Here is a 22,968-nt window from a genome sequence, read left to right as displayed (position 1 = left end):
ATTAATCTCCTTCATAAAGCAAATCTATCATACTTTTAATATCACTTTTCTTTACTTTTATAGACCTGGCTATACCTAAAACCTCTTCTAGCTTCTCTTCTATTTCCTTTAATTTTTCCTCATATACTAATTCCTTATTAAAGAAAGAAACATAGCACCCCTTGCCTCCTACTGTTTCTATAAAACCTTGATTTTCTAATTCTTCATAAGCTCTTTTAGTTGTTATTACACTAATATTTAAATCCTTTGCTAATGATCTTATAGATGGTAATTTTTCATTAGGTGGTAAATCCCCACTTATAATAGCATCCTTAATTGAATTTACTATTTGCTCATAAATAGGCAACTTAGAGGAATTACTAATTAATATTTTCACTCTCTCACCTCACATTAAATCTGTGATTTCCGTTATTACTGTATATGTATACTATATACACATCAAACACAAATGTAAATATATTCCTAAACAAATAATTCGACAAAAAAATAGAGAAAAAAATATAATGCTAGCTGTTCCGTCGCAAGCTCCAAGTCACACTAGCATCATATTTTTTTCTTTCATATCTAAAGGAAATAATTCCTCACTTTGTTCGGAATTATGAGAGTTATTCATATAGTAATTTTTTTATGCTTTCCTATTCGTTAAAATAACAACTCAGAACGTTATATTATTTATCCAACATTTTAAGGCATTCCTTCATCCTATCTCCAACTTCAACTATTCACTATTACTTCTTACTTATTCACTAAACTCATTTCTTCTCCATTCTTATATTTTTCTCTACCATCCCCATAGCTCGATAAAAATCTATAGCTGATTTATTAAAGCTCCATACACCCAATTCTAATGTATCTACCCCTTTATTTTTTGCTGAAGTATAAATGTACTCAAAAAAAATTCTACCTAATCCTTGTCTTCTAAAAGCTTTTTTTATACATATTTCATCTATATAAGCAAAATACTTATCATTTAATAAATCAATATCTTTTAAATTAATATATCTTATTATTGAGTATCCAACTATATTCTCATCTAAGGTAATCACAAATACTTCTACATCTCTATCTTTTAATAATTCATTAAAGTAAGCTCTATAAATTGTTTTTCTAACTTCCTTATATATATCAGGTCTATTCTCTAGATGATATAGATGCAACTCCTTTGAAATGACACTTATCTTCCTATAATCACTTAATTTTGCTAATCTAATATTTACCCCCATAAATTCCCCCAGTCAGGATATAAATGATTCTTTAACAATTAATATATGTAACAATCTTGAATGTTTCTACTATAATAAATTATGAAATAATACATTAGGAGTTTATGTATGAATTTTAATGATGATGATTCGGTTCTTTATCTAGATGACTCTAGTTTAGAACCTTCACGATTTTCAAATTTTCAACCATTTTTCCCTAACCCAATCCCTGGATTTCCTGGTGGTCCAAATCAAGGAAGTAACTTAAATGTCGGCCCTCCTCCAGACTTCACCCCTCCTAAGAATAGTCCAGGCGTTAAAAGCTTAAGTAATGGAGGTAAAGAGAAAGGACCTCAAACAAAAGCCGTAAGTCCAGGTTCAATTAGTTTTTGCTTATTTAAATTTACTTACATTTGGGAGAGAGGTGGAAGAAATTATTGGGCCTTCTTACTAAATGTTGATAAAAAAAGTGTATCTGGATTGCGTTGGTTTAGAGGCACCTGGGTTTATTTTGGAGTAGATTTAAACAGAATAGATTCTTTTGTATGCTATAGAAGTGATTATAATGAAATACAAAATACTAGGAAAGAATCACTGATTCAAAATAAAAAAGAGTATAGAACTGATGAAGTTAAAGATATATATACTAAAGTACTAACTTCACTTGAAGTTCCTGAAGAAAAAGATGATTTTATAATTAGTCACTTAGGAGAAGTAGAAGAAAATGATTTAACTGTTAGAATGCCTTGTAAGCAAAGAAGAATTATAAGTTATAGAATAGTTTTAGAAATTAAATATCCCGAAAGTTTTAATAAAAGTTCAATAGAAGAAATTAACGATATAGCAATTGAAGTTTCAAATGACGCAATTAAATATTTGGATGAGTTTAGAGATAGTAAAAAGTTCTTAACACCTTTTGAAATCTTTAATAATTCTACTAAAAATATAGGTAAAACTGTAAAAGTCTTTTCTGAAGAGTTTTATGCTAAGCTAAAGAAGCTAAAACTACCTAGAGATACTACTAAACAAATAGAATTTTCTATAACTCAAGAAGAAATAAGAGAGCCTTGGAGAATTGTTTAAATGAATGTATAATGCATAATGCGTAATGCATTATACATTAAATTAACTGTATTATTAAAAAGACCACCTATAGATAGTTATCCTAAAAATAACATATCTATAGATGGTCTTTTTTATATTACTTATTATATTGCTTTATTTTTTTCTCATTATACATTGTTATTCCAAGGGTTAATATTAATCCACCCCATAATACAATTGCACCTAATAGAAAAAATCCAAATGCAACTCCTGTCATTACAAATTCCCCCTTACTTTTCCTATCTTAATCTAATATATTATTTTTCCATTTCTTCTTACTAATTATTAAAGCTAAAACTATTCCAAAGCCTATTATGCTCCATCCATATGCAAATAATTCTGAAAGTTCATATCCACCATAAGGTGATTTAACTTCTGTTATTAAACTTTGAACTAACATAAATATTAATATAACTGGTGTTACAAACTTAATACAAATATTCCACCACTTGCCAACTCTAAAATAAGAAATTTCATTAGTATGTTCTCTAACAATATCAGGACTAGCTATCCAACCAATTAATAATACTTCTAATAATCCAACTACTACTATTCCGTAGTTATTTATAAAGTTATCAACTATATCTAATATGTATAATCCTGCCCCTGATGAGTAAATTACTCCTATTGATACTCCAATTATACATATAATTGTTACTACTTTATTTCTTGCCCATCCAAACTTATCTATAAATGGTGCTGCAACTGCTTCTATTAAAGAAATTGAAGAAGTTACTCCAGCGAATAATAAACAAATAAAGAATAAAGCTCCTAATATAGTTCCTAAAGTTCCCATCTCAGTAAATACGGCAGGGAAGGCTACAAAGGCAAGCCCAACTCCACTTGAAACTACTTCACTTGTTGGAACTCCTTGAACATTTGCCATAAAACCTAATATAGAAAATACAGCAATTGCTGCTAAAAACTCAAATCCACAATTTGCGAAAGCCGTCATAAATGCACTATTATTAATATCAGTTTTCTCAGGTAAATAGCTTGAATATGTCATCATAATTCCCATTGCTAAGCTTAGTGAGAAGAAAACTTGCCCGTAAGCTGCAATCCAAACCTTAGGATTCATTACGCTTGCCCAATCTGGTGTGAATAGTGTATTTAATCCTATTGATGCTCCTTCTAAATTTATTGCTCTAATTGCAATTATTATCATTATTACTATAAGTGCTGGTAAAAGTACTTTGTTTGCTTTTTCAATTCCGCCTTTAATTCCTTTATAGCATATTATCCAATTAATAAACCAAACTACTATGATTCCAATAAGTATCGGTAAAATAAGTCCACCTAATTCAAAAGGTGATGATGTAAGCTTTAAAAAGTCAGTATGGAAAAATGTATTACTATCAGTTCCCCATGACTTATTGAAACTAAATCCTAAATAACTTACTGTCCAACTTAAAATCATTGAATAATAAGTTAATATTATAAAAGCATTTATCGTTGGCCACCATCCAAGCCATTCCCACTTCTTTTTTAATTTTGCAATAGCTAGTGGTGTTGATCCTTTATATTTATGTCCAAGACCATATTCTAATATAAGTAACGGAATTCCAGCTGTAAAAATAGCAAAGAAATATGGTATTAAGAATGCACCTCCACCATTAGAGTATGCTATGTAAGGAAATCTCCATATATTTCCCAATCCTACTGCTGATCCAATCGCAGCTAATATAAAACCTATTTTAGAGCCCCATTGCTCTCTTTTTTCTTCCATTATATTTCCCCCTAATAAAATTAATAGATTATTCAAATTATTTATATAATATACTAAAATATTAATAAATTCAACATAATTTTATTATAGTAATATTATAATGCTTTTCCATTTGATTATTTATTATAACATTGAGTTTATTTTTAATACTTTATTAAACAACCACTATAATACATATATAAAAATAAGCATCTATCAACTTTAGATGCTTATTTTTAATATATTAATTTTTGTTTCCTATTTTAAATTCTCTATGGAGTTTCCATGTTTTATCTTCCCATTTAAAAATACTTACATTATCAAAATAACAATTAAAATTAAATGTATATTGATTAACATAATTCCATAACTTATCAAACATTGGTGGAACTTTTTTAGATGTTAATGTAACATGAAATTTTTTATTCTTACCATCTTTTTTATTGAATTTAATATATTCAAAACTATCTAATAAATCTATTAGCCTATCATGAACCTCTTTTCCTTCTTTAGACATATTAACATCCATAAATATAACCCTATCATCAAAATGATTATATCTATCCATAACAAAAGGGGATTTTTCTTCATTGTTGCAGAATTTATATACTTCTTCTTCTAAATCCTTTATACTTCCTTCATATTCAAATGGCGCTTTAATAGTAAAATGAGCTGGAAGCTTAGATGATTTTGCATTAAACTTCTTAAAAATATCTCTTCTCATTTCATTATTAAACCTTCCTGCTTCTCCTTTTATTACGCAGACTATTACATATCTCAAATATTAATCCTCCTTTTTCTGCTACTTTTATTTAATAGATAAATTTTCTACTCTATAACCAATTTCTTTATTTGCCATTCTATAGCCTTCATTTATCATTTCTTCTGTGGTTTTTTCATTACCTAATAAAGCATCAATAGTTAATTGAGATCTATCTGGAAAGTACTTATCTAATATTCTTTCATCAATATAATCTTGATCTTTAATACTTAAATCATCTAATATATGCATAACATTAAAGCCTGCTTTATTTAAGGCTCTACCAACTAAAATACTTCTATGGCATCTTATAGGGTCTTGCATAGCTCCAAGCAATGCAATTTTATATCCTTTATTGCAACCATTTTTAAGCCTTTCTATTCCATTAAGAAAATCTTCTTCTTGTACTACTTTTTCAAAGTCAGAATATCCTTCTTTATTATAAGATATCTTATTTTCTCTATTAGCTGCAAACTCCTTAGCCATATAAATATATATAAAACCTGCCTTATTTAATGTATATTTTATTCTTTCCTTATCAAATTGAACATTATATTTTGAATAAGGAGTTCCTCTAATATCTACAACAGTATTAATATTATAATATCTTAACATTTGAATTAATTTTTCCATTGTATAATTTGAATGACCTATTGTATATATATCCATATTAATTTACTAACTAAAAAGATTTAGTAATTCCTCCTCTGTTATTGTATTTAATTTATCCCCATTTAACATATTTCCATCAATAATTTTACTTATTAACTCCTTCTTTTCTTCTTGTAGCTTAATTATTTTTTCTTCTATCGTATCTTTAGAAATTAGTTTTATAACTTCTACTACATTTTTTTGACCTATTCTATAAGCTCTATCTGTAGCTTGGTTTTCCACCGCTGGATTCCACCATGGATCAAAATGTACAACTATATTAGCAGATGTTAAGTTTAGCCCTACTCCTCCTGCCTTTAAAGAAATAAGGAATATATCTACGCTTCCTTCATTAAACTCAGTTGCTAGTCTTAATCTTTCCTTAGCTTTTATACTTCCATCTAAATATAAATAATCAATATTATTATTCTTTAACTTATTTCCTATTTTATTTAAAGCTGAAGTAAATTGTGAAAATATAATTATCTTTTTATTAGCTTCTAATCCCTCATTAACTATTTCTTCTATAGCCTTTATTTTAGAACTTTCTTCTTTATATTCTTCAATTAAAAGTGATGGATCTAGACATAATTGTCGTAACCTTGTAAGGTAAGATAGTATTAATATCTTATTATCTTTATTTTCCTTAAGCTTAACTTTAATTTCCTTCATAGCTGAATTGTATATTTGTTTTTGCTTAGTAGCCATTGGAATAATATATTCCTTTTCTATTTTTTCTGGCAATTCATCTAATACATCTTCTTTTAATCTTCTTAAAATAAATGGGGAAATTAGCTCCTTTAATTCTCTTAATTCTTCATCACTACCATTAACAAATTTTTCTTTAAACTTTTCTGCAGAAAATAAATACATTGGCATTATAAAATCAAATATTGACCAAAGTTCTAATAGATTATTTTCGATAGGAGTTCCTGTTAAAGCTATCTTACAATTAGCATTTATAGTTTTAACAGATTCTGATATTTTTGAGTCTTTATTCTTAATATTTTGTCCTTCATCAATTATACAAAAATCAAAATTCTTATCCTCATATGAATTCAAATCTCTTCTTAAAGTTCCATAAGTAGTTAATAAAACATCATAGTCCTTATAACTATCTATAGTACTGATTCTTTCCTTTAAACTTCCATGGATAATTCCAACTTTTAAACTAGGTGCAAACTTTTCAAACTCATTTTTCCAATTATATAAAACTGAAGTAGGTGTAATAATTAAGCTTCTTTTCCCTTCTTGAGACAATAATAAAGTTACGGTTTGAATAGTCTTACCAAGCCCCATATCATCTGCAAGTATTCCTCCAAATCCTAGAGACTCAATAGATCTTAACCAGTTATAACCTATCTTTTGATATTCTCTAAGGCTAGCATTTAAACTTTCCGGAGTACTATATTCCTTATGTTTATTTTTTAACTTTTCTAATAAAATATTTATTTTTTCTTCTCCAGTTATAAATGGAATCTTATTATTGTTTATTTTATTTTCTAAATGAAGTAAATCAAATTTATTTACCTCTATCTCTTCTTTATAGGCAGCATTAAATAAGTTTAACTCTTCTATTGTTCTAAAAAATCCAGTTACTTTCTCATCCTTTAAATCTAAGAAACTATTTCTCTTAGTTTTATAAAAATGACTTCCTTTTCTTAGTTCTTCTAAAGCGTCTGAAATTTCTTCGTATTCTAGTCCTTCTATTTTATAATTAAAATAAAATCTTTCATTTTCTTCTCTTAAATTGCTAATAATATTCTTAGAGTCTATTAACTTAATATTTTTGAAATCCTTAGATAATATTACTCTTCCTATTTTATTAAAGTATTCTAGTCCTTCTTTTAATAAAATATAATTGTCCTCTTCATTACCTATAAATATAAATTTTTCATCCTTTTTTATAAATTTATATCTTTCAAGAAGCATTTCTAGCTTTTCAATTAATCTTTCATCTTTGATTCCATTTAAGCTATTAATATATTCTATTTTAAAAGTACAAAAAATATTAAAACCTTCTTTTTCTATATAAAACTTAGGTGTATTAATTTTATTTACATCATCCTTAATACTTTCATCTATAATTATATTTTTACATATCTCACCTAAAATAAATAATATCTTTTTTAAATTTTCCTCCGTGCTTTTATAAACTAAAGTATCCTTTTCCTTTAATTTTTCATAAATACCCTTGTAATACTTTAATTGCTTTTCTGAAGGCAAATATATCTTCTTATCATAAATCCATATATCCTTATTACTGTCTAAAGGAATTATACTTTTCTTTTGAGGCTTTACAACTATTGCCTTATCCTTTTTCTTTATAGTAAAAATTAATGGTATATCTTCCTTGTAAATTGTAGAGGTATAATTCATATAATCAAAATTTAAAGTAATATTTTTCTTACTATCAATCAACAATAAAATATCCTTAAGCTCATTATCATCTAACTTAAAGCTTCTTCCATTATCAATTCTTTTTTTATCTTCCTTAAGCTTTTTCTTTAAAAATTCTATAATTAAATAATCCTTATATTTAAACCTATTGTTATAATCAAATAAAAATTTTCCTAAAGTTTCTACTGCAATAGTTTTTTCTTTTCCTGCTCTTAATTCAAGATAATACTCATTTTTATTATTAACCTTAGCTTGTTTTATTTTTATATCAATATTTATATGCTCATTATCTATATACTTATTTAGATTGTCATTATTAATATTGCTATTATTACTAACTTCTTCCTTCTTAATTTTATTAGATACTTCATAGTAAAACTTATACATAGTAGCAATTATATGCCCACAAGTATAATTTCTTATTGCCTTACTATTTTCTTCAAATTGACTGCAACTACATTTAACTTCCTTAACTTCATCAATTAAGTTAAATTTTATATGAGTACTATATTCATTTTTATTATCTAAGACTCTTCCATAAATATGATATGTATCATCAATTCTTTTACTTATAATCTTACTAACAAAGCCATCTTTAAATAGTCTTTTCCCACTATTTATAGAAATTGTAGATGCTAATTTTAATAATGAGCTAACCATATTTTTTAAATTCATATTATCCCTCCTTTACAGTAAGTACTTAATATTATATCATATACACTTTTGCCCCAGGGGCCAAGAAAATTGGAAATTAATAATTTAATGTAAGTCTTATATATTATATAATAAATTTATAAAAAATAATTTTATTGAGGTACTTATATGGAATATAGAAAATTAAACTATGAAGAAATAAATAGAAATCTTTTTAATAATTTTAAACGCCGTCAAGAAGTTACTAAATGCTGGAGAAAAGAAGATGGTAAGTGGATAATTAAGGATGTACCCTTTATTGATGACTGGAATGAAGAAGAATATAAAGTCCTTATAAAATATCTTAAAAATACCATAGAAACTAAAGGGGTAGTATATGGGGCATTTATTGATGACAAATTAAAAGGATTTGCTTCAGTTGAATATGGTTTTATAGATAAAAACAATATCTCCTTTGACTTATCTAGTCTTCATGTATCAGAAGATATGAGAGGTCATGGTATTGGAAAAAGCTTATTTCAAATGGCTGCTAAGTGGGCAAAAGAATCTGGTGCAAAAAAACTATATATTTCTTCACATTCTTCTGTTGAAACACAAAAATTTTATAAGGCAATGGGGTGCACTGAAGCTTTAGAATACAATGCAAGCCATGTTGAAAGAGAACCCTTTGACTGTCAATTAGAATACATCCTTTAATGAGATAAATATTATATTCCTTGTTCTGCGTCAAAACTCCAAGTAACATTACATAATATTCATTTTAATAAATAAAAAAAGCACCTGAGTATTACTGTATTCAAGTAATATTCAGGTGCTTTGTTTTTTTGTTATTTTTGGTAAGTAGCTTTTTAAAGGATGCTACTAAGAACCTTTCTGGTGCTGTCGCACAAGGCATTATTATTAATAATAATCCATCTACAACTCTCGTTACTTACGACAGCTCTATATTTTCATTCACTTTATTTTCCTCTTTCCGAATTGGATATACCTTATATGAATAAAAAAGAGTTTTAAGATAAACTTAAAACTCTTGATCTTACAAAACTATCTTCTTCTTGATTGATCTTTTCTAGCTCTTCTACAAGATATACATCTTGTTGGCTCGTTATCGAATCCTTTTTCTTTGTAGAATTCTTGTTCTCCTACTGAAAATACGAATTCACTTCCGCAATCTTTACATACTATTGTCTTATCTGACATAATTATTCCTCCTAAAATTAAAGATTTTAAATTGATAATAATCTCTAATTTTAGAGAAATTACTTATCCAAATCAAACCTATTTTTTTGTTAGCTTTTTGCTACCCTCTTAATATACCACATCAATATATTAATTGCAAGTATTTTTTTAATTTTATTATTTTTCTAAAAATTTTATCGCAATAATCTACTTTATTTAGATTTTTGTACCGCTTTTAAATTTTCTCCGTCTTTAAGCCTATAGTTAAAGTCATTCCACTGCATTTTTGCAAAACCATTAAAATCTTCTATCCATTCGTTAGATATCTTTCGCTCTCGAAAATATTCAATTAGACTAATATCCATATTAACAGAAGATGCAAAATCATTTATTGTATCAATTGATCTTTTATATGGGCTCGAATATATTTTTGTTATATTCTTATCTTTTAAAAATTCAGTTACCTTATTACTATCATTAATTCCTTCTTCACTAAGATGTCTTAACAATTAATCTTTAATATTAAAATCAGGCTTTGCACATCTTACAAAATAGACATTATTCATAATTTCCCATCCTTTTTATTTATCTATCTTAGTTCCTCCCCATTCAACTACTGTAAAACCTTCTCTTTTAAATTGTTCAAGCTTTTGATCTTTAATTTCGATAGGCTTGTCTAAAGGTTTAAAAACCATCATAACTCTTAAAATTGAATCAGGTTTAGGATCTATATTAAGTTTTGCATATTTATCATATTCTTCTCCTGCAAAATATATAATGTTATAATCATTTTCTTATAAAATAGGAAGCCAATAAACTTTCAACTCTCCCTTATAATTAGTAAATTAAGGTTCCTTGATGAAATAACATCTTCCATTTATTATCATATAACTTCCAAATAGAACTTCTAATTGACTTTTTTATTATATTATTGCTGTGGTAAGTTTTAATAATCTTATAAGTTGCTAAAATACAGTCATCTGCTAATTCTCTTGAGCTAAAATCTATCAATTCAAAAGATACATTGTCCTCGTAGAAGGTGTCATTAATGTTATAATTGTAAATTTCTCCAGTACTACAATATTCAATAAAATCCTCTGATAATAGATTTCTTAATTTTTCTGGTGATTTTCTTACCTCTTGTTTTAATAATTCATTCTCTAGCTCTAATATTAATTCACCATTTTCCATAATATCTCCCCTTTGCCATATATAATATTTACAACTAAAATCAAATTAGACAATAATAGAACTACTGAATAAGCTAATTAATTTTATAAAATTATTATAATCTATATATACTTGATCCAATAGTAAAATACATATATCCAACTCATTAATCCATGTACAATAGCCCAAGGAATAGAATTCCAGGCTGTATAAGAAATTACTATTGCTAAACAAGTTCCAAAAGAAATTCCTTTCTTAACTGTAGATTTTACAGTATTATTTCTCTTTTCATTCTCAAATCCCATTTTTACTCCCCCTCAATAATAAACAATATTTATGGATCAATCTTTTATTTTCCCTTTATAGCTTCCTATTTAATTATAGTTTTTCTTAGAAATCCAATCATCCGATTGATACTCTCCAAATGTTCCTTGAAAAATCACTTGATCTTTATCATTGAATAATATATATTCATAGGCTTTTGTACTATATCCTGAATATTTAGGTTCTCTATCAAACTTTAACTCTTCATTTACAATTATGGTTTTTATTTCTTTTTCATTCAATTTAAATTCATGTTCTAAAGTAACATATTCCTTATTTATATCATCCTTAACTAAATATGGTGTCTTTATTTTTATATAAAACTCTCGTGTGTCATCACTACAATTTTCTATCTCTATTTCTCCTCCTATGGTTAATTCATTCTCGCTTCCGTAAAAGTTAACCAAAGTTTTTTCTCTATCAATATATATTGAATTTAAATCATTGAAAAATCCTTTATAAAATTTAATACAATAAGTCCACACTGAAGTAAAAAGATAAATTAATAATATTGTTACAATAACTCTTCTAAAAGTTGTCCTTATTAAGGAATTTTCTTTAATTTCATTAAGATGTCTTAAGCAGTAATATATTCCTATTATAATTATTAATCCAGAATAGCTAATCCTCCAGCTATCACCTGTAATAGGTTTAAATATTCTTTCTACAAATATATCTGGAACATTATTACTATTTCCCATTAACAAAAATGTTATAGCGAGTCCTAAATAACAAAGTACTCTTTTTTTCTTTTCAGATAACTTCCCCACAATTCTCCTCCATATTATTATCAACAAAAAGAATTTCTAATAAAGTTAATTCTCTTTATATCACTAACTATATTTATTTAATCTTATCAAAGTAAACTTTTAATCGCTTCCTATGACCACCAGAATATTCATTAGAATTAACAAAATCCAAAAAATCTTCTTCCTTCATCCACTTATATGAAATAGTTTCTCCTTCTTGGAGAATAATTGAATCTTTATCACAATCAACTACGCATAAATAGCCATGGTATATCCTTTCATTTTCTTCACTCACTACATAGTAAATCTCATCTAAAGAAGTTGCAGTGATACCTGTTTCTTCATTTAATTCTCTTATAGCACACTGTATCGGAGCTTCCCCCTTTAAAGAACTTCCTCCAGCACTTGCCTCGTATTTCCCAGGAAATGTTTCCTTATTAAAGTCCCTTTGCATTAGCAAATAAGTACCATCTACATGCTTAACTAAAACTTCACAAACAAGATGATAAAATCCTTTTGGAATTGCCTCTCCCCTAATTAAATCATGATTAGCCTTTGTACCATCTTTATAATACGCATCCCATATCTCCATTTTAACCTCTCCTCTTCTCCTCTTATTATTTTCCATTTTAAAATGTTATACATTTTCTTCAACAACTTTATATCTAAAATAATATTATTCTAACTACTATTAATATTCACTTTAATGTTATCATTTTTTTCTTAATATGTGAATTAATAACATATTATCACCACCAATTTCTTAATTAAAAATAATAAATTGAATTTTATAGATAAATGATGATAAAAATGCGAAAAGTCCTGTATTTATTTTAGAAATACAGGACTATAATTATAATTTATTAATTATGAATAATTGCTTTTATTTTTTACAAGAAAAAGCCTCCGCAGCAGTTATTAAATCCACAGCCTCTATTACGTCTACAGCATCTTCTACGCCTACAGCCTCTATTACGTCTGCAGCAGTTATTAAATCCAAAAAAGTTATTACATCCAAAACACATATAAAATTCCCCCTCATTTATATATTATAGTATATTCACTACATTACATAATTGTTCTAGATATATAGAATTTTTTATATCTTTAAATATAACCCCCCATATGGAATATAATTACAGTGTGAAATTTAGGGTAATTCAAATCTAATAATATACCTTATATATACTCATTTAATGTAATATAATTAATACATCAGATTTATTAATTCGTAAATAAATCTTTATTTCTAGTTATTAAGGAGGACAAGAAATGTTAACATTACTACTAATAATAATTTATATAGCCTTTATTAGTTTAGGTTTACCCGATGCAATACTAGGATCAGGTTGGCCAATGATACATCAAGACTTAAACGTTCCTGTATCTTACGCAGGAATAGCTACAATGATTGTATCAGGAGGAACTATTATATCTAGTTTCTTTAGTGAAAAATTAATAAGAAAACTTGGAACAGGTAAAGTTACAACCTTTAGTGTACTTTTAACAGCTTTAGGATTATTTGGTGTGTATCTCTCCCCTAACTTTATATGGATATGTTTGCTTGCAATACCTCTAGGTATAGGAGCTGGATCTGTAGATTCTGCTTTGAATAATTTTGTTGCATTACATTATAAAGCTATACATATGAATTGGCTTCATTGCTTCTGGGGAATAGGTGCTACAACTGGACCTTTTATAATGTCTATATTCTTACTCAAAGAAAATGGCTGGAGACTTGGATATGCTACTATAGGAAGTATTCAAGCTGTACTAGTTGTATGCCTATTTTTATCACTACCACTGTGGAAAAAATTCGAAACTGATAATTCTGAAAAGATTATCAATAAAGAAAGCGTAAAAGTCTCTAATTTAATTAAATTACCTGGAGCTAAGCCTGCTCTTGTTTCTTTCTTTTGCTATTGTGCAGTAGAATTAACTACAGGCTTATGGGTTAGCTCCTACTTAGTTATAATTAATGGGTTTTCTGCAGAAATGGCAGCAAAATGGGTATCATTATATTATCTAGGTATAACCGTTGGCAGATTCTTAGCTGGATTTATATCTATTAAATTAAATAATAAACAAATGATAAGAGTTGGACAGGTTATATGTATTGTTGGAGGAATTTTATTAAGTATAACTTACTCAAGTAATATACAATTAATAGGTCTAATATGTATAGGTCTAGGATGTGCACCTATTTATCCAGCAATGCTCCATGATACTCCAAATAGATTTGGAAAAGAATTGTCTCAAGGAATAATGGGAATACAAATGGCTACTGCTTATGTTGGAAGTACTTTTATGCCACCTTTATTTGGTGCCATAGCAAAAGTTCTTAGTTTTGAAATTTTACCATATTTCTTATTGATATTAATGATACTTATGCTTGTAATGACAGAAAGAGTTAATAAGGTATGTATAAATTCTAATAATGAGAAATAGATTTTTAAATAAATAATAGGAGAGAAAACTTAAACCTTCTCTCCTATTATTTATTTATTTTTCTCATAATCTATATACCAGCTTGGTATTCGTCTATTGAAATTATCATAATGTTTAAATGACTTTTTGCATATCTTAATCATATGTTCTACATCACTCTGTCCGAACTTCTCAGCCCATTTTATTGAAAAAAGTGAAGCATGGGCTACATATACTGCAAGAATATCCCAAAACTTGTCTGGTACCTCACCATTAAAATATCCATGAATTTCGCCAATACAATAAGGTATACTCACTTCTGTCCCGAAGCTCTCCAGCTTATAAAACTCCTCATATGGATCACCTATTTCCCAACGATTAAAATCTATGACTCCAATTTTTTTATCTGGAGTAAGTATTAAATTTCCTGGATGAAAATCTCCATGTTGATAGACTGGTGCAGTTGACCAAATTTTATTAATATTATTATTTATAAAATCAAGTGCCACCTCATCTTCAGGAATTCTAACTTTCGAATTAATATATCTTTGAATTTGTTCTTTCTTTCTAGGAATCTTAGTCCCTCTTGGAATTTTATCAGTTGGAACCTTTATATTATGTATTTTTCTCAAAATACTTCCAGCTTCCTTACCTAATCTATATTGCTCAATTTCTTCAAGTTTAGGCAATGCTACTTCTAAATCTTCCCCTTCAACCCAGGATAAAAGAATATATGTATTTTTTTCATTATTGCATATTCCAAAACTAATAGGCTTTGACATTTCAAAGCCTAATTTTGAATACTTACAAATAACCTCATATTCCTTTTTCTTTTCTTCATATTTATCTATACTTGAAATCCTCAATACTAACTTTTGGTTATCTTCTGTTTCAATATAATACTTTATATCATTAGACCAGCCTTTGTTAATCTTATCTATCTTAGACCATTTTTCTGATTCTTCTATTCCATAAAACATATTTTCACCACCTAATATCTAATCAACAATTAATACTCCCAGACAAATATGCTTATTAATTTTTCTTAAATATTAACTCTAAGTCTTTAAGCCCTTGCAGAACTTCTTCTTTTGAAAAATTATTTTCTATTAAATCCTCATCACTTTTTTCTAATAACTCTTCATAAAAGTCAACTGCAACTTTATAGTTTGCTTCTGACTTATTTTTTTCTATTTCTTCAAATAGAATATTTTCAGCTTTATTATATTCCTTCTTAACTATAAGACTTTTTAAAATAATTCTAAGGATCTCAGATGACCCTGTATCTTCTAAGTTCACTACTAGCATATTTTCTTCCTCTTCTTTCTTAATCAAATTTTACCTTTTGCCTTATTTCTACCATATTTAACTATAAAAGTACACCTATTTACGAAAAACCTCCCACTTAACATGGTTTTTTATTTCCTCTTACTTCTCCCCCTCAAACTATTTATGATTATTATAAAACTCTTTTAATTCAACTTTAATTTCTTCAGATAACTGACTTTTTTTAATTCCATTAATAGCTCCTTCTAATGCATACAATCTATGAATACAAGCTGAGTAATCAATTGATTTTATTCTTAACCACGCTTCTTTTGCTCCAACTCTTTTTAACTCTTCATATGTTGATATACCCACTTCATTTAATTGATTTTCAATAAACTCTCCTATATTCACAACTTTAGATAATTCTCCCATTTCTCTCACCTCATATTCATTGATTTTTAATTCTTTAAATTTATAAGCTTAAGTATTTCTTCTCCATACTTTTCATATTTCTTCTCACCCATTCCTCTTATGCTAAGAAGTTCTTCTTTTGTATTCGGTACTTTATTTGCAAGTTCCATAAGAGTTGAATCTGAAAATATAATATATGGCTTTATACCTTGGGAATTTGCTTTATCTTTTCTCCATAACCTTAGCTTATTAAATAAATCTTTATTAATTATCTTTTCTTCCATATCTTCACTAAGTTTACATATAACTTTTTCTTGAGATTTTAGTACCTTTATTGACTTTGAATTTAACTTTAACATAGAATATGTACCTTCTTTTAAGCTAACATAGCCTAAATCTATTAAGGTTTTAATTAAGTCCCTTATAAACTTACTACTATAGTCCTTCATTATTCCAAAAGTAGTCAGCTCATTTAAGTGGTTTTGAATAATCTTAGGACCTGTAAATCCTCTTAATACATCAATTAATACTGATGTCCCAAATCGTTCCCTACACCTATAAACACAGGATAAAATCATTTGAGATTCTGTTGTAAAATCCCTAAGTTCCTCATTAGTTAAACAATTACTACAATTATTACAATAATCTTTCACATTCATGTCGCCAAAGTATTCTAATATGTAACTCCTATAACACTTATCATATTCACAAAAGTCAATCATTCCTTGCAGTTTCTTAATTTCAATTTCTTTTCTTGTACTTCCTGCAGTAGTATAAATTAAATATTCTAAGGTTCTTATATCCTCTCTATTATATAAAAGATGGCATTCTGTCTTTTCTCCATCCCTACCACCCCTACCTATTTCTTGATAATAGCTTTCAAGATTTTTACAAAGAGTGAAATGTATTATGTATCTTACATTTGATTTATCTATTCCCATTCCAAAGGCATTAGTGGCTATCATTACATTATAATTGTCTTTTAAAAACTCATCTTGATAATAATTTTTTTCATCATCCTTAAGCCCACCATGATATTTTGCTATAGATAATCCTCTTTCTTTTAAATAATAATATAGTGCATCTACTTCTTTTCTGGTAGAACAATATATTATTCCACATTCTTCTTCATGATCTCTTATATAATCCTTAACAAACTCCGCCTTATCTTCTTCCTTATGAACAGAAATAGCTAAATTCTCTCTATCAAAACTTCCTAAGTATGTATAAGGTTTAATTAGCCCAAGTAAATCTAGGATATCCTTCCTAACTTCTTTTGTTGCTGTTGCTGTAAATGCTGTAACAACTGGTCTAACATTTAAGCTATTTACAAAGGGTAATATATATCTATAACTTTTTCTAAAATCATGTCCCCACATTGAGACGCAATGAGCCTCATCTACAGCTACTTGACTTATCCAAAGTTTTCTAAGCATTTTATTAAAATATTCACTTTCTAATCTTTCAGGCGCTATATATAGAAGCTTTATCTTTCCTTCATAACAAAGATTTAATATCTCTTTAATTTCATCTAAGCTTTGAGTACTATTTATATAGGCAGCACTTATTCCAATATCATTGATAGAATCTACTTGATCCTTCATTAAGGATATTAAAGGAGAAATAACTAAAGTTATTCCATTAAAAATTAAAGCAGGAATCTGATAACACAAAGATTTTCCACCTCCTGTAGGCATTATGCCAAAGGTATCTAATCCTCTTAAAATATTCCTTATAATCTCGCTTTGACCTTCCTTAAAGGAGTTATATCCATAATATTTTTGTAATATTTCAATTGCCTTATTTAAAATGTTAATCACTCCTTTCTTCTTAAGATTTTACCATATTTTTTATATACTAAACTACTAATGATATAATTATAATAAATATTTTTTATTATAATTTCTGGAATTAAATATCTTAAAAGAATATAACAAAAGGCAGTAAATATTTCTTTATATTTACTGCCTAAATATATACAATACTATAAGTTAACATTTACAATATTATTCATTCAATATCTTTATAAGCTTTTTACTTTCTTCGTTAGTTAACCCAAGTTTTTTTGTTACTTGTAATAATTTTTTATACAGTTCCTCTTCTTGGATTAAACCTCTTAAATAATTGCTTATATCATTATTTATTTCTAATACTATTTGAAGGACTTCTATTCTATCTTCATTATTTAACTTATTACTCTCCATTAATCTATATAATATATATCCACAAACAGAACATAATTCAACGTAATCAATAATATTATTATCAGATATAGTACTTAACATATATTCAATTTCTACAGATGAATATTTGTTATACATTTCATTACTTATATTAAAGTGAACCGATGCATTTATAAACTCATCCTTAAGATTACTACTTAATTTTTTATTTAAGTAATCTAAAATTATACTGTATATCATAGTGTCCATCTATGTCCCCCCTACTTTAATCCTCTAATTATAATTTATCACATTATCCATAATTTTGAAATCGTTTTTTCTTATTATTTTAAAAATTCAAATAATTTATCATTAATTACTTTACTTTGATATATAATAGATATATAATATTTATCATAGAAGAATATTTTAATATCGCGGGATGGAGCAGTTGGTAGCTCGTCGGGCTCATAACCCGAAGGTCGTAGGTTCAAGTCCTTCTCCCGCAACCATATTGTGTAATCAAAAATAATATTGCAATAAAATCTCAGTATCCACAAGGTTTACTGGGATTTTTTCAACTAATTTTTTAATAAACTAATAAAAAAATTATTATAAAAATAGAAAGATGTGGTGATATAATGTTCGAAAATAATCAAGAGCGTTATGTAGTTTTTGATGTTGAAACTCCAAATCGAAACAACAATAGAATTAGTGCAATAGGTATCACTATAATTGAAAATGGCAGTATTACTGATGCCTTTTACTCTTTAGTTAATCCAGATACTACATTTAATAAATTTAATATTAAACTTACAGGGATTTCTCCTGATATGGTAAAAGATAAGCCAAACTTTCCAGAACTTTGGCCTACTATTAAACCCTTAATGGATGATGGAATATTAGTAGCTCATAATGCTACTTTTGATATGTCTGTTCTTTATAATTGCTTAAAACACTATTGTATAAATTGGAAACCAAATGTGGACTATCTTTGTACTTATAAGATTGCTCGTAAGGTATTTAATAATCTTCCAAACAAAAAACTTAATACTATTTGTGATTATCTAAATATAAATTTAGATCACCATAATGCTAGCAGCGATAGTCTAGCTTGTGCTGAAATATTGCTCTATTATATGAAACAAAATTTAAATCTTAATTTATTTACAAAAAACTATACTCTCCCCCACTATAAGGATTCCTTATTTGGTAAGGTTAGTTGTCCTTATTGCTTTCATCGTTACAACAAAAATTTTAATGCTCGCTGTCCAATGTGTGATGGTATAGATTTCAAAAATATTTCCTTAATTACAATTATCAATGCAGTTGAAAAATATCATGAAGAAACACGACAAGAATTTGACATAGTAATGAGTAACTTTTTAACTGAACTAGATGGTTGGCAACATTACGAAACTGTAGATGTTACAGAAACAGTTTATGATGGAATTGAATATACTTTTCACATTTCATACAAAAATAATCTTCAAGAAGAACGTACTTATCTTGAAACCTCAAGAATATGCCAAAAATTATTAGAACTAGAATCTGGTTCCTTAGGTCTTAGTAATGCTATAGATTCAATTCAAAATGATCTTAATAATGTTATACAAGAAGTTTCTCATATATTTAATCCAAAAGTAGAAACAATAGAATCAGATTGGCAATCTCAAGTTATTAAAGTAGCTGAAAATTTCTGTGAGTCCTATAGTTATTCTAGACTTAAACTAATAGAGTATCTTGAGGATAGGAACTTTTCTAAAACTCAAGCAATTTATGGTGCTGATAATTGCGAGGTGAATTTTTACGAACAAGCTGTAAAGGCAGCTCAAAATACACTTAGTGCTTTTGCTTACTCCTATAAATCAATGGTCATTTGTTTAGAGCGTGACTTAAAATTTACACATGATGAAGCTATTTATGGTGCAGATAATTGTGGAGCTGATTGGAAAGTACAAGCAGTTAAATCAGCAAGAAAGTTCTTAAAAAATTCAGATTATACATATGAAAAAATGATTTTTCAATTAGAGATATTCCATTACACAAAAGAAGAAGCTGAGTATGCTGCTAAATTTGTTTTACTCCAAAATAACGATATACTTTCATATAAATCTATAGAAAATGAATTAATTTCTGAAATTAAAAATATAATTTCAATTGAAAATATGAGTTCTCAAGCAGTAAAAGAATTCATTGATGAAAAACTTGATGAATTAGATACATGTAGCTATCATTACTTTGAAGAAAGGCTACATAAAATATTAATATATATGTTAAGCAACGAAACAGAAAATGATATATTCCAAAGAACAAGTATTCAAGGTGTTAATTATATCCAAAATCTTGATAATGGGAAAAAAGATGCTATAGTAATATTGCAAAGAACTGATGAACTAACAGTTAAAGAATTAGAAGAATATGTGAAGATTAAATACCAAAATGGTTTTAGAAATTTGGCGATTATTTTTAACTCACCACTTTCGTCAAAGGCAATGCCCTTATTAGGAAAAATATCTCTTACATTATGGGATAGAAATTGTATAAAAGAATTATACGTAAAATGCTATACCAAAGTCATAGATATTATTAAAGTGTAGGCCAGTGATATACTCTCATTACAGTAAATAGTTGTAATATAATAATGTAATTTTGGTGGATCAATATATATGGTAAAATAAAAAAGTAAGTAAAGGAATTATGTTTAACTCCATTTATTGCTTTTTCATGCCATTCTATCATCTGCAGAAGCAGCTCCTTCAAATTACTCTCCCTAACTTTTGCAACCAATAATTCATTTCTAAGAATCTGTTTTGCTGTATATAGAGCTATAAACCAAAACATATTTATAGTATGTAAAAATTTCTCAAAGGTTACTTCAATAATTTAATACTTCATATGCAATATCAAAAAACAGATAAAAGTTTTCCTTTTTCTACTTTATATAAAAAGTGGACTGATATAATATTACATGCTCCTTTGTAAAATCTAACTCGCTGTAATACTATACCCTCCACTTATCTTGTAAATAAATATTCTACCTTTGATAATTTACTTAATTCATTTGAATTTATATTTTTAATTTCATCTTCTAAGTATTCCATTAAATCTATATTTTCACTATAAATTAAACTCTTTTGTTCAGCTTTTTTTTCACCTACTGCCATAGTCATAATAGCAACTAAGACGCACATAAATCTTTCTTCAGTGTTACTTGCAGACGCAACCCCAACAGAAATTAATCCACTTAGTATATCTTCAATATCTAAAACTTTATTCTTATAATCAGTTTCTCTTTTTATAAAAAATTCACTAAATCCATCTGTTAAATAATAATCATCACTTTTTACTACTATAATAGTTCTATGAATCTTTGTAAATTTTCTTAAACTAACTCTAAATGCTGTGTCTTCACACAACTTATAATCTAGTTTTTTTTCTTTACTATCAATTTTATCATTAAATACTAGTATCTTAAATTCTTCAACTTTTCCAGCCACCACATTTATATCGTATCTATTTATAAATCTCAAGGCCATTTCTTTTATAGGAAAGGAACTGTTTACTCCTAGTATATCTAAGACTACAGGTATACCCCTTCTTCTTGCGACTCTTATTGATTTTTCAATTGCCTCAATTTTATCTTCATTTAAATCATTAAGGCTTATTAATAAAGAATGCGCTTTGGAAGTAAGTCCTACATAATCATCTATAGAACTTGAAAATATAGGCTTTCCATAATAATTTATTATGCCTACTTTCCATTTTTCAGACGAACTAGAAATACAGTGTATAAGAGGTTGCTTCTTTTTCTGCAAGTTTAAGTTATCGTCTAATGCCCTTATACCAATTTGCATTATTGTTTCCTCTCTTACATCCTAAATATAATAATGTCAATACAAATAGTATTAATACATATTATTCGACAGTATTTTTATATGTGACTTGTTTTTCTTAATAGTCACCTTGTAAAAATTAGTATATAATAGTAATTAAATATTAAAACTTAAAGGAGAAAAATATGAATTGGATTGAAGAAATAAGAGAATATCAGCCTTACACTGATCAAGAAGCAGCTGATAAAGACGCAATTCTATATGCAATTGGTAATTTTGATAACTTACTTACTAGAGAAAACCCATTAGCTCATATAACTAGTTCAGGATATATAGTAAATAAAGATACGACTAAAGTTCTTATGATTTATCATAATATATATAATTCTTGGTCATGGACTGGTGGTCATGCTGATGGTGATGATGATTTACTTTACGTAGCAATTAAAGAAGCCAAAGAAGAAACAGGAGTAAAAAATATTAAAGCATTAGATGATAAAATCTTTTCTTTAGATGTACTCCCTGTACCTGCACATATTAAAAAAGGAAAAAATATAGCTTCACATCTTCATCTATCAGTAGCTTATCTTTTAGAAGCAGATGAAAATGATGAACTTATTATTAAAAAAGATGAAAATAGTGGAGTAAAATGGATTCCAATAGATGAGGTTTCTAAATATTCTACTGAACCAGATATGATAGTACTTTATGAAAAGTTCAATAAAAAAATTAAAGAAATGAAATAAAAAAGGATTATAAAAACAATATAAAATGGTAATATTTATGTAAATATCACCATTTTTTGTTATAATATACCTAATAAATACTTCTTATAGGAGAAGCTTATATGAAACTAAAAGATTTTATCATTATTATAATTTTATCAATTGCATTACTTATGGCCTTTTTCAGTAAAATTACTTTATTTTCTGTTATAGGAATTGTAATCATATATATATTTT

General features: G+C 27.2%; 26 protein-coding genes and 1 tRNA gene. 6 read left to right on the top strand and 21 right to left on the bottom strand.

The features are described 5' to 3' along the window. Position 1: 1 nt before the first annotated feature. Together QK892_RS14020 and QK892_RS14015 are read right to left on the bottom strand one after the other, a co-directional pair. On the bottom strand, positions 2-376 hold the full coding sequence (locus QK892_RS14020) for a GntR family transcriptional regulator (protein WP_317274166.1): 375 nt from the start codon (positions 374-376) through the stop codon (positions 2-4). Between the two features lie 376 nt (positions 377-752). Then, complete coding sequence (locus QK892_RS14015) at positions 753-1,223, bottom strand: GNAT family N-acetyltransferase (RefSeq protein ID WP_317274165.1); 471 nt, start codon at positions 1,221-1,223, stop codon at positions 753-755. A gap of 108 nt (positions 1,224-1,331) precedes the next feature. Between QK892_RS14015 and QK892_RS14010 the strand changes: the two genes are divergently transcribed. Continuing rightward, on the top strand, positions 1,332-2,285 hold the full coding sequence (locus QK892_RS14010) for a hypothetical protein (RefSeq protein WP_317274164.1): 954 nt from the start codon (positions 1,332-1,334) through the stop codon (positions 2,283-2,285). 118 nt (positions 2,286-2,403) lie between these two features. Here QK892_RS14010 and QK892_RS14005 read toward each other — a convergent pair whose 3' ends face one another. The 5 genes from QK892_RS14005 to QK892_RS13985 all read right to left on the bottom strand — a co-directional run bounded on the left by QK892_RS14005 (position 2,404) and on the right by QK892_RS13985 (position 8,500). Continuing rightward, the gene (locus QK892_RS14005) at positions 2,404-2,523 is read right to left on the bottom strand and encodes a MetS family NSS transporter small subunit (RefSeq protein WP_317274163.1); all 120 of its coding nucleotides are present in this window, start codon (positions 2,521-2,523) and stop codon (positions 2,404-2,406) included. Positions 2,524-2,550: 27 nt separating this feature from the next. Continuing rightward, complete coding sequence (locus QK892_RS14000; RefSeq protein WP_317274162.1) at positions 2,551-4,035, bottom strand: sodium-dependent transporter; 1,485 nt, start codon at positions 4,033-4,035, stop codon at positions 2,551-2,553. 223 nt (positions 4,036-4,258) lie between these two features. Further along, positions 4,259-4,795 carry a 2'-5' RNA ligase family protein gene (locus tag QK892_RS13995; protein WP_317274161.1) on the bottom strand — a complete coding sequence of 179 codons (537 nt, stop codon included), beginning with the start codon at positions 4,793-4,795 and terminating at the stop codon, positions 4,259-4,261. 27 nt (positions 4,796-4,822) lie between these two features. Beyond that, entirely contained in the window at positions 4,823-5,443 is a 621-nt protein-coding gene (locus tag QK892_RS13990) for a DUF488 domain-containing protein (RefSeq protein WP_317274160.1), read from the bottom strand. Between the two features lie 9 nt (positions 5,444-5,452). Next, positions 5,453-8,500, bottom strand: coding sequence for a DEAD/DEAH box helicase (locus QK892_RS13985; protein WP_317274159.1), 3,048 nt, complete (start codon positions 8,498-8,500; stop codon positions 5,453-5,455). 147 nt (positions 8,501-8,647) lie between these two features. Here QK892_RS13985 and QK892_RS13980 point away from each other — a divergent pair, with 147 nt between their 5' ends. After that, a complete protein-coding gene (locus QK892_RS13980; protein WP_317274158.1) occupies positions 8,648-9,175 on the top strand; it encodes a GNAT family N-acetyltransferase in 528 nt (175 codons plus the stop codon). Positions 9,176-9,523: 348 nt separating this feature from the next. On the opposite strand, the gene QK892_RS13975 is transcribed toward QK892_RS13980, so the two are convergent. The 7 genes from QK892_RS13975 to QK892_RS13945 all read right to left on the bottom strand — a co-directional run bounded on the left by QK892_RS13975 (position 9,524) and on the right by QK892_RS13945 (position 12,926). After that, complete coding sequence (locus QK892_RS13975) at positions 9,524-9,679, bottom strand: zinc-ribbon domain-containing protein (protein ID WP_317274157.1); 156 nt, start codon at positions 9,677-9,679, stop codon at positions 9,524-9,526. Positions 9,680-9,870: 191 nt separating this feature from the next. Continuing rightward, positions 9,871-10,167, bottom strand: a complete 297-nt coding sequence (locus tag QK892_RS13970) for a histidine phosphatase family protein (RefSeq protein WP_317274156.1) — start codon at positions 10,165-10,167, stop codon at positions 9,871-9,873. A 328-nt stretch (positions 10,168-10,495) separates the two neighbouring features. Then, a complete protein-coding gene (locus QK892_RS13965; protein WP_317274155.1) occupies positions 10,496-10,849 on the bottom strand; it encodes a nuclear transport factor 2 family protein in 354 nt (117 codons plus the stop codon). A gap of 101 nt (positions 10,850-10,950) precedes the next feature. Then, positions 10,951-11,133, bottom strand: coding sequence for a hypothetical protein (locus QK892_RS13960; protein ID WP_317274154.1), 183 nt, complete (start codon positions 11,131-11,133; stop codon positions 10,951-10,953). Between the two features lie 69 nt (positions 11,134-11,202). Then, positions 11,203-11,922, bottom strand: coding sequence for a hypothetical protein (locus QK892_RS13955; RefSeq protein ID WP_317274153.1), 720 nt, complete (start codon positions 11,920-11,922; stop codon positions 11,203-11,205). 73 nt (positions 11,923-11,995) lie between these two features. Then, on the bottom strand, positions 11,996-12,493 hold the full coding sequence (locus tag QK892_RS13950; protein ID WP_317274152.1) for an NUDIX hydrolase: 498 nt from the start codon (positions 12,491-12,493) through the stop codon (positions 11,996-11,998). Between the two features lie 298 nt (positions 12,494-12,791). Next, the gene (locus tag QK892_RS13945; RefSeq protein WP_317274151.1) at positions 12,792-12,926 is read right to left on the bottom strand and encodes a hypothetical protein; all 135 of its coding nucleotides are present in this window, start codon (positions 12,924-12,926) and stop codon (positions 12,792-12,794) included. Between the two features lie 247 nt (positions 12,927-13,173). Here QK892_RS13945 and QK892_RS13940 point away from each other — a divergent pair, with 247 nt between their 5' ends. Further along, positions 13,174-14,349, top strand: a complete 1,176-nt coding sequence (locus tag QK892_RS13940) for an MFS transporter (RefSeq protein ID WP_317274150.1) — start codon at positions 13,174-13,176, stop codon at positions 14,347-14,349. A gap of 50 nt (positions 14,350-14,399) precedes the next feature. On the opposite strand, the gene QK892_RS13935 is transcribed toward QK892_RS13940, so the two are convergent. From QK892_RS13935 to QK892_RS13915, 5 genes are all read right to left on the bottom strand, one after another. Beyond that, positions 14,400-15,308, bottom strand: coding sequence for an aminoglycoside phosphotransferase family protein (locus QK892_RS13935; protein ID WP_317274149.1), 909 nt, complete (start codon positions 15,306-15,308; stop codon positions 14,400-14,402). A 55-nt stretch (positions 15,309-15,363) separates the two neighbouring features. Then, the gene (locus tag QK892_RS13930) at positions 15,364-15,663 is read right to left on the bottom strand and encodes a DUF6483 family protein (RefSeq protein WP_317274148.1); all 300 of its coding nucleotides are present in this window, start codon (positions 15,661-15,663) and stop codon (positions 15,364-15,366) included. A 111-nt stretch (positions 15,664-15,774) separates the two neighbouring features. Beyond that, positions 15,775-16,029: a TfoX/Sxy family protein gene (locus QK892_RS13925; RefSeq protein WP_317274147.1), complete on the bottom strand. Its 255-nt coding sequence runs from the start codon at positions 16,027-16,029 to the stop codon at positions 15,775-15,777. A 26-nt stretch (positions 16,030-16,055) separates the two neighbouring features. Next, positions 16,056-17,825, bottom strand: a complete 1,770-nt coding sequence (recQ, locus tag QK892_RS13920) for a DNA helicase RecQ (RefSeq protein ID WP_317274185.1) — start codon at positions 17,823-17,825, stop codon at positions 16,056-16,058. A 189-nt stretch (positions 17,826-18,014) separates the two neighbouring features. Continuing rightward, complete coding sequence (locus tag QK892_RS13915) at positions 18,015-18,440, bottom strand: hypothetical protein (RefSeq protein WP_317274146.1); 426 nt, start codon at positions 18,438-18,440, stop codon at positions 18,015-18,017. Between the two features lie 166 nt (positions 18,441-18,606). Between QK892_RS13915 and QK892_RS13910 the strand changes: the two genes are divergently transcribed. Together QK892_RS13910 and QK892_RS13905 are read left to right on the top strand one after the other, a co-directional pair. Then, positions 18,607-18,682 (top strand) — tRNA-Met (locus tag QK892_RS13910). A 129-nt stretch (positions 18,683-18,811) separates the two neighbouring features. Continuing rightward, positions 18,812-20,770: an exonuclease domain-containing protein gene (locus QK892_RS13905; protein ID WP_317274145.1), complete on the top strand. Its 1,959-nt coding sequence runs from the start codon at positions 18,812-18,814 to the stop codon at positions 20,768-20,770. Here QK892_RS13905 and QK892_RS18445 read toward each other — a convergent pair. Both QK892_RS18445 and QK892_RS13900 read right to left on the bottom strand, forming a co-directional pair. Further along, the gene (locus QK892_RS18445; protein ID WP_394855037.1) at positions 20,760-21,053 is read right to left on the bottom strand and encodes an aminoglycoside 6-adenylyltransferase; all 294 of its coding nucleotides are present in this window, start codon (positions 21,051-21,053) and stop codon (positions 20,760-20,762) included. The two genes, QK892_RS13905 and QK892_RS18445, sit on opposite strands and share 11 nt — an antisense overlap. A 134-nt stretch (positions 21,054-21,187) precedes the next feature. Beyond that, positions 21,188-22,027 carry a hydroxyethylthiazole kinase gene (locus QK892_RS13900; RefSeq protein ID WP_317274144.1) on the bottom strand — a complete coding sequence of 280 codons (840 nt, stop codon included), beginning with the start codon at positions 22,025-22,027 and terminating at the stop codon, positions 21,188-21,190. A 164-nt stretch (positions 22,028-22,191) separates the two neighbouring features. Between QK892_RS13900 and QK892_RS13895 the strand changes: the two genes are divergently transcribed. Next, positions 22,192-22,752, top strand: coding sequence for an NUDIX hydrolase (locus QK892_RS13895; RefSeq protein WP_317274143.1), 561 nt, complete (start codon positions 22,192-22,194; stop codon positions 22,750-22,752). Positions 22,753-22,968: the final 216 nt, after the last annotated feature.

It is taken from the genome of Clostridium lamae (assembly GCF_033043255.1).
Taxonomy (GTDB): domain Bacteria; phylum Bacillota; class Clostridia; order Clostridiales; family Clostridiaceae; genus Clostridium; species Clostridium lamae.
The sequence above is the reverse complement of the archived record's forward strand: the minus strand, read 5'-3'. Positions and strand labels throughout refer to the sequence as shown.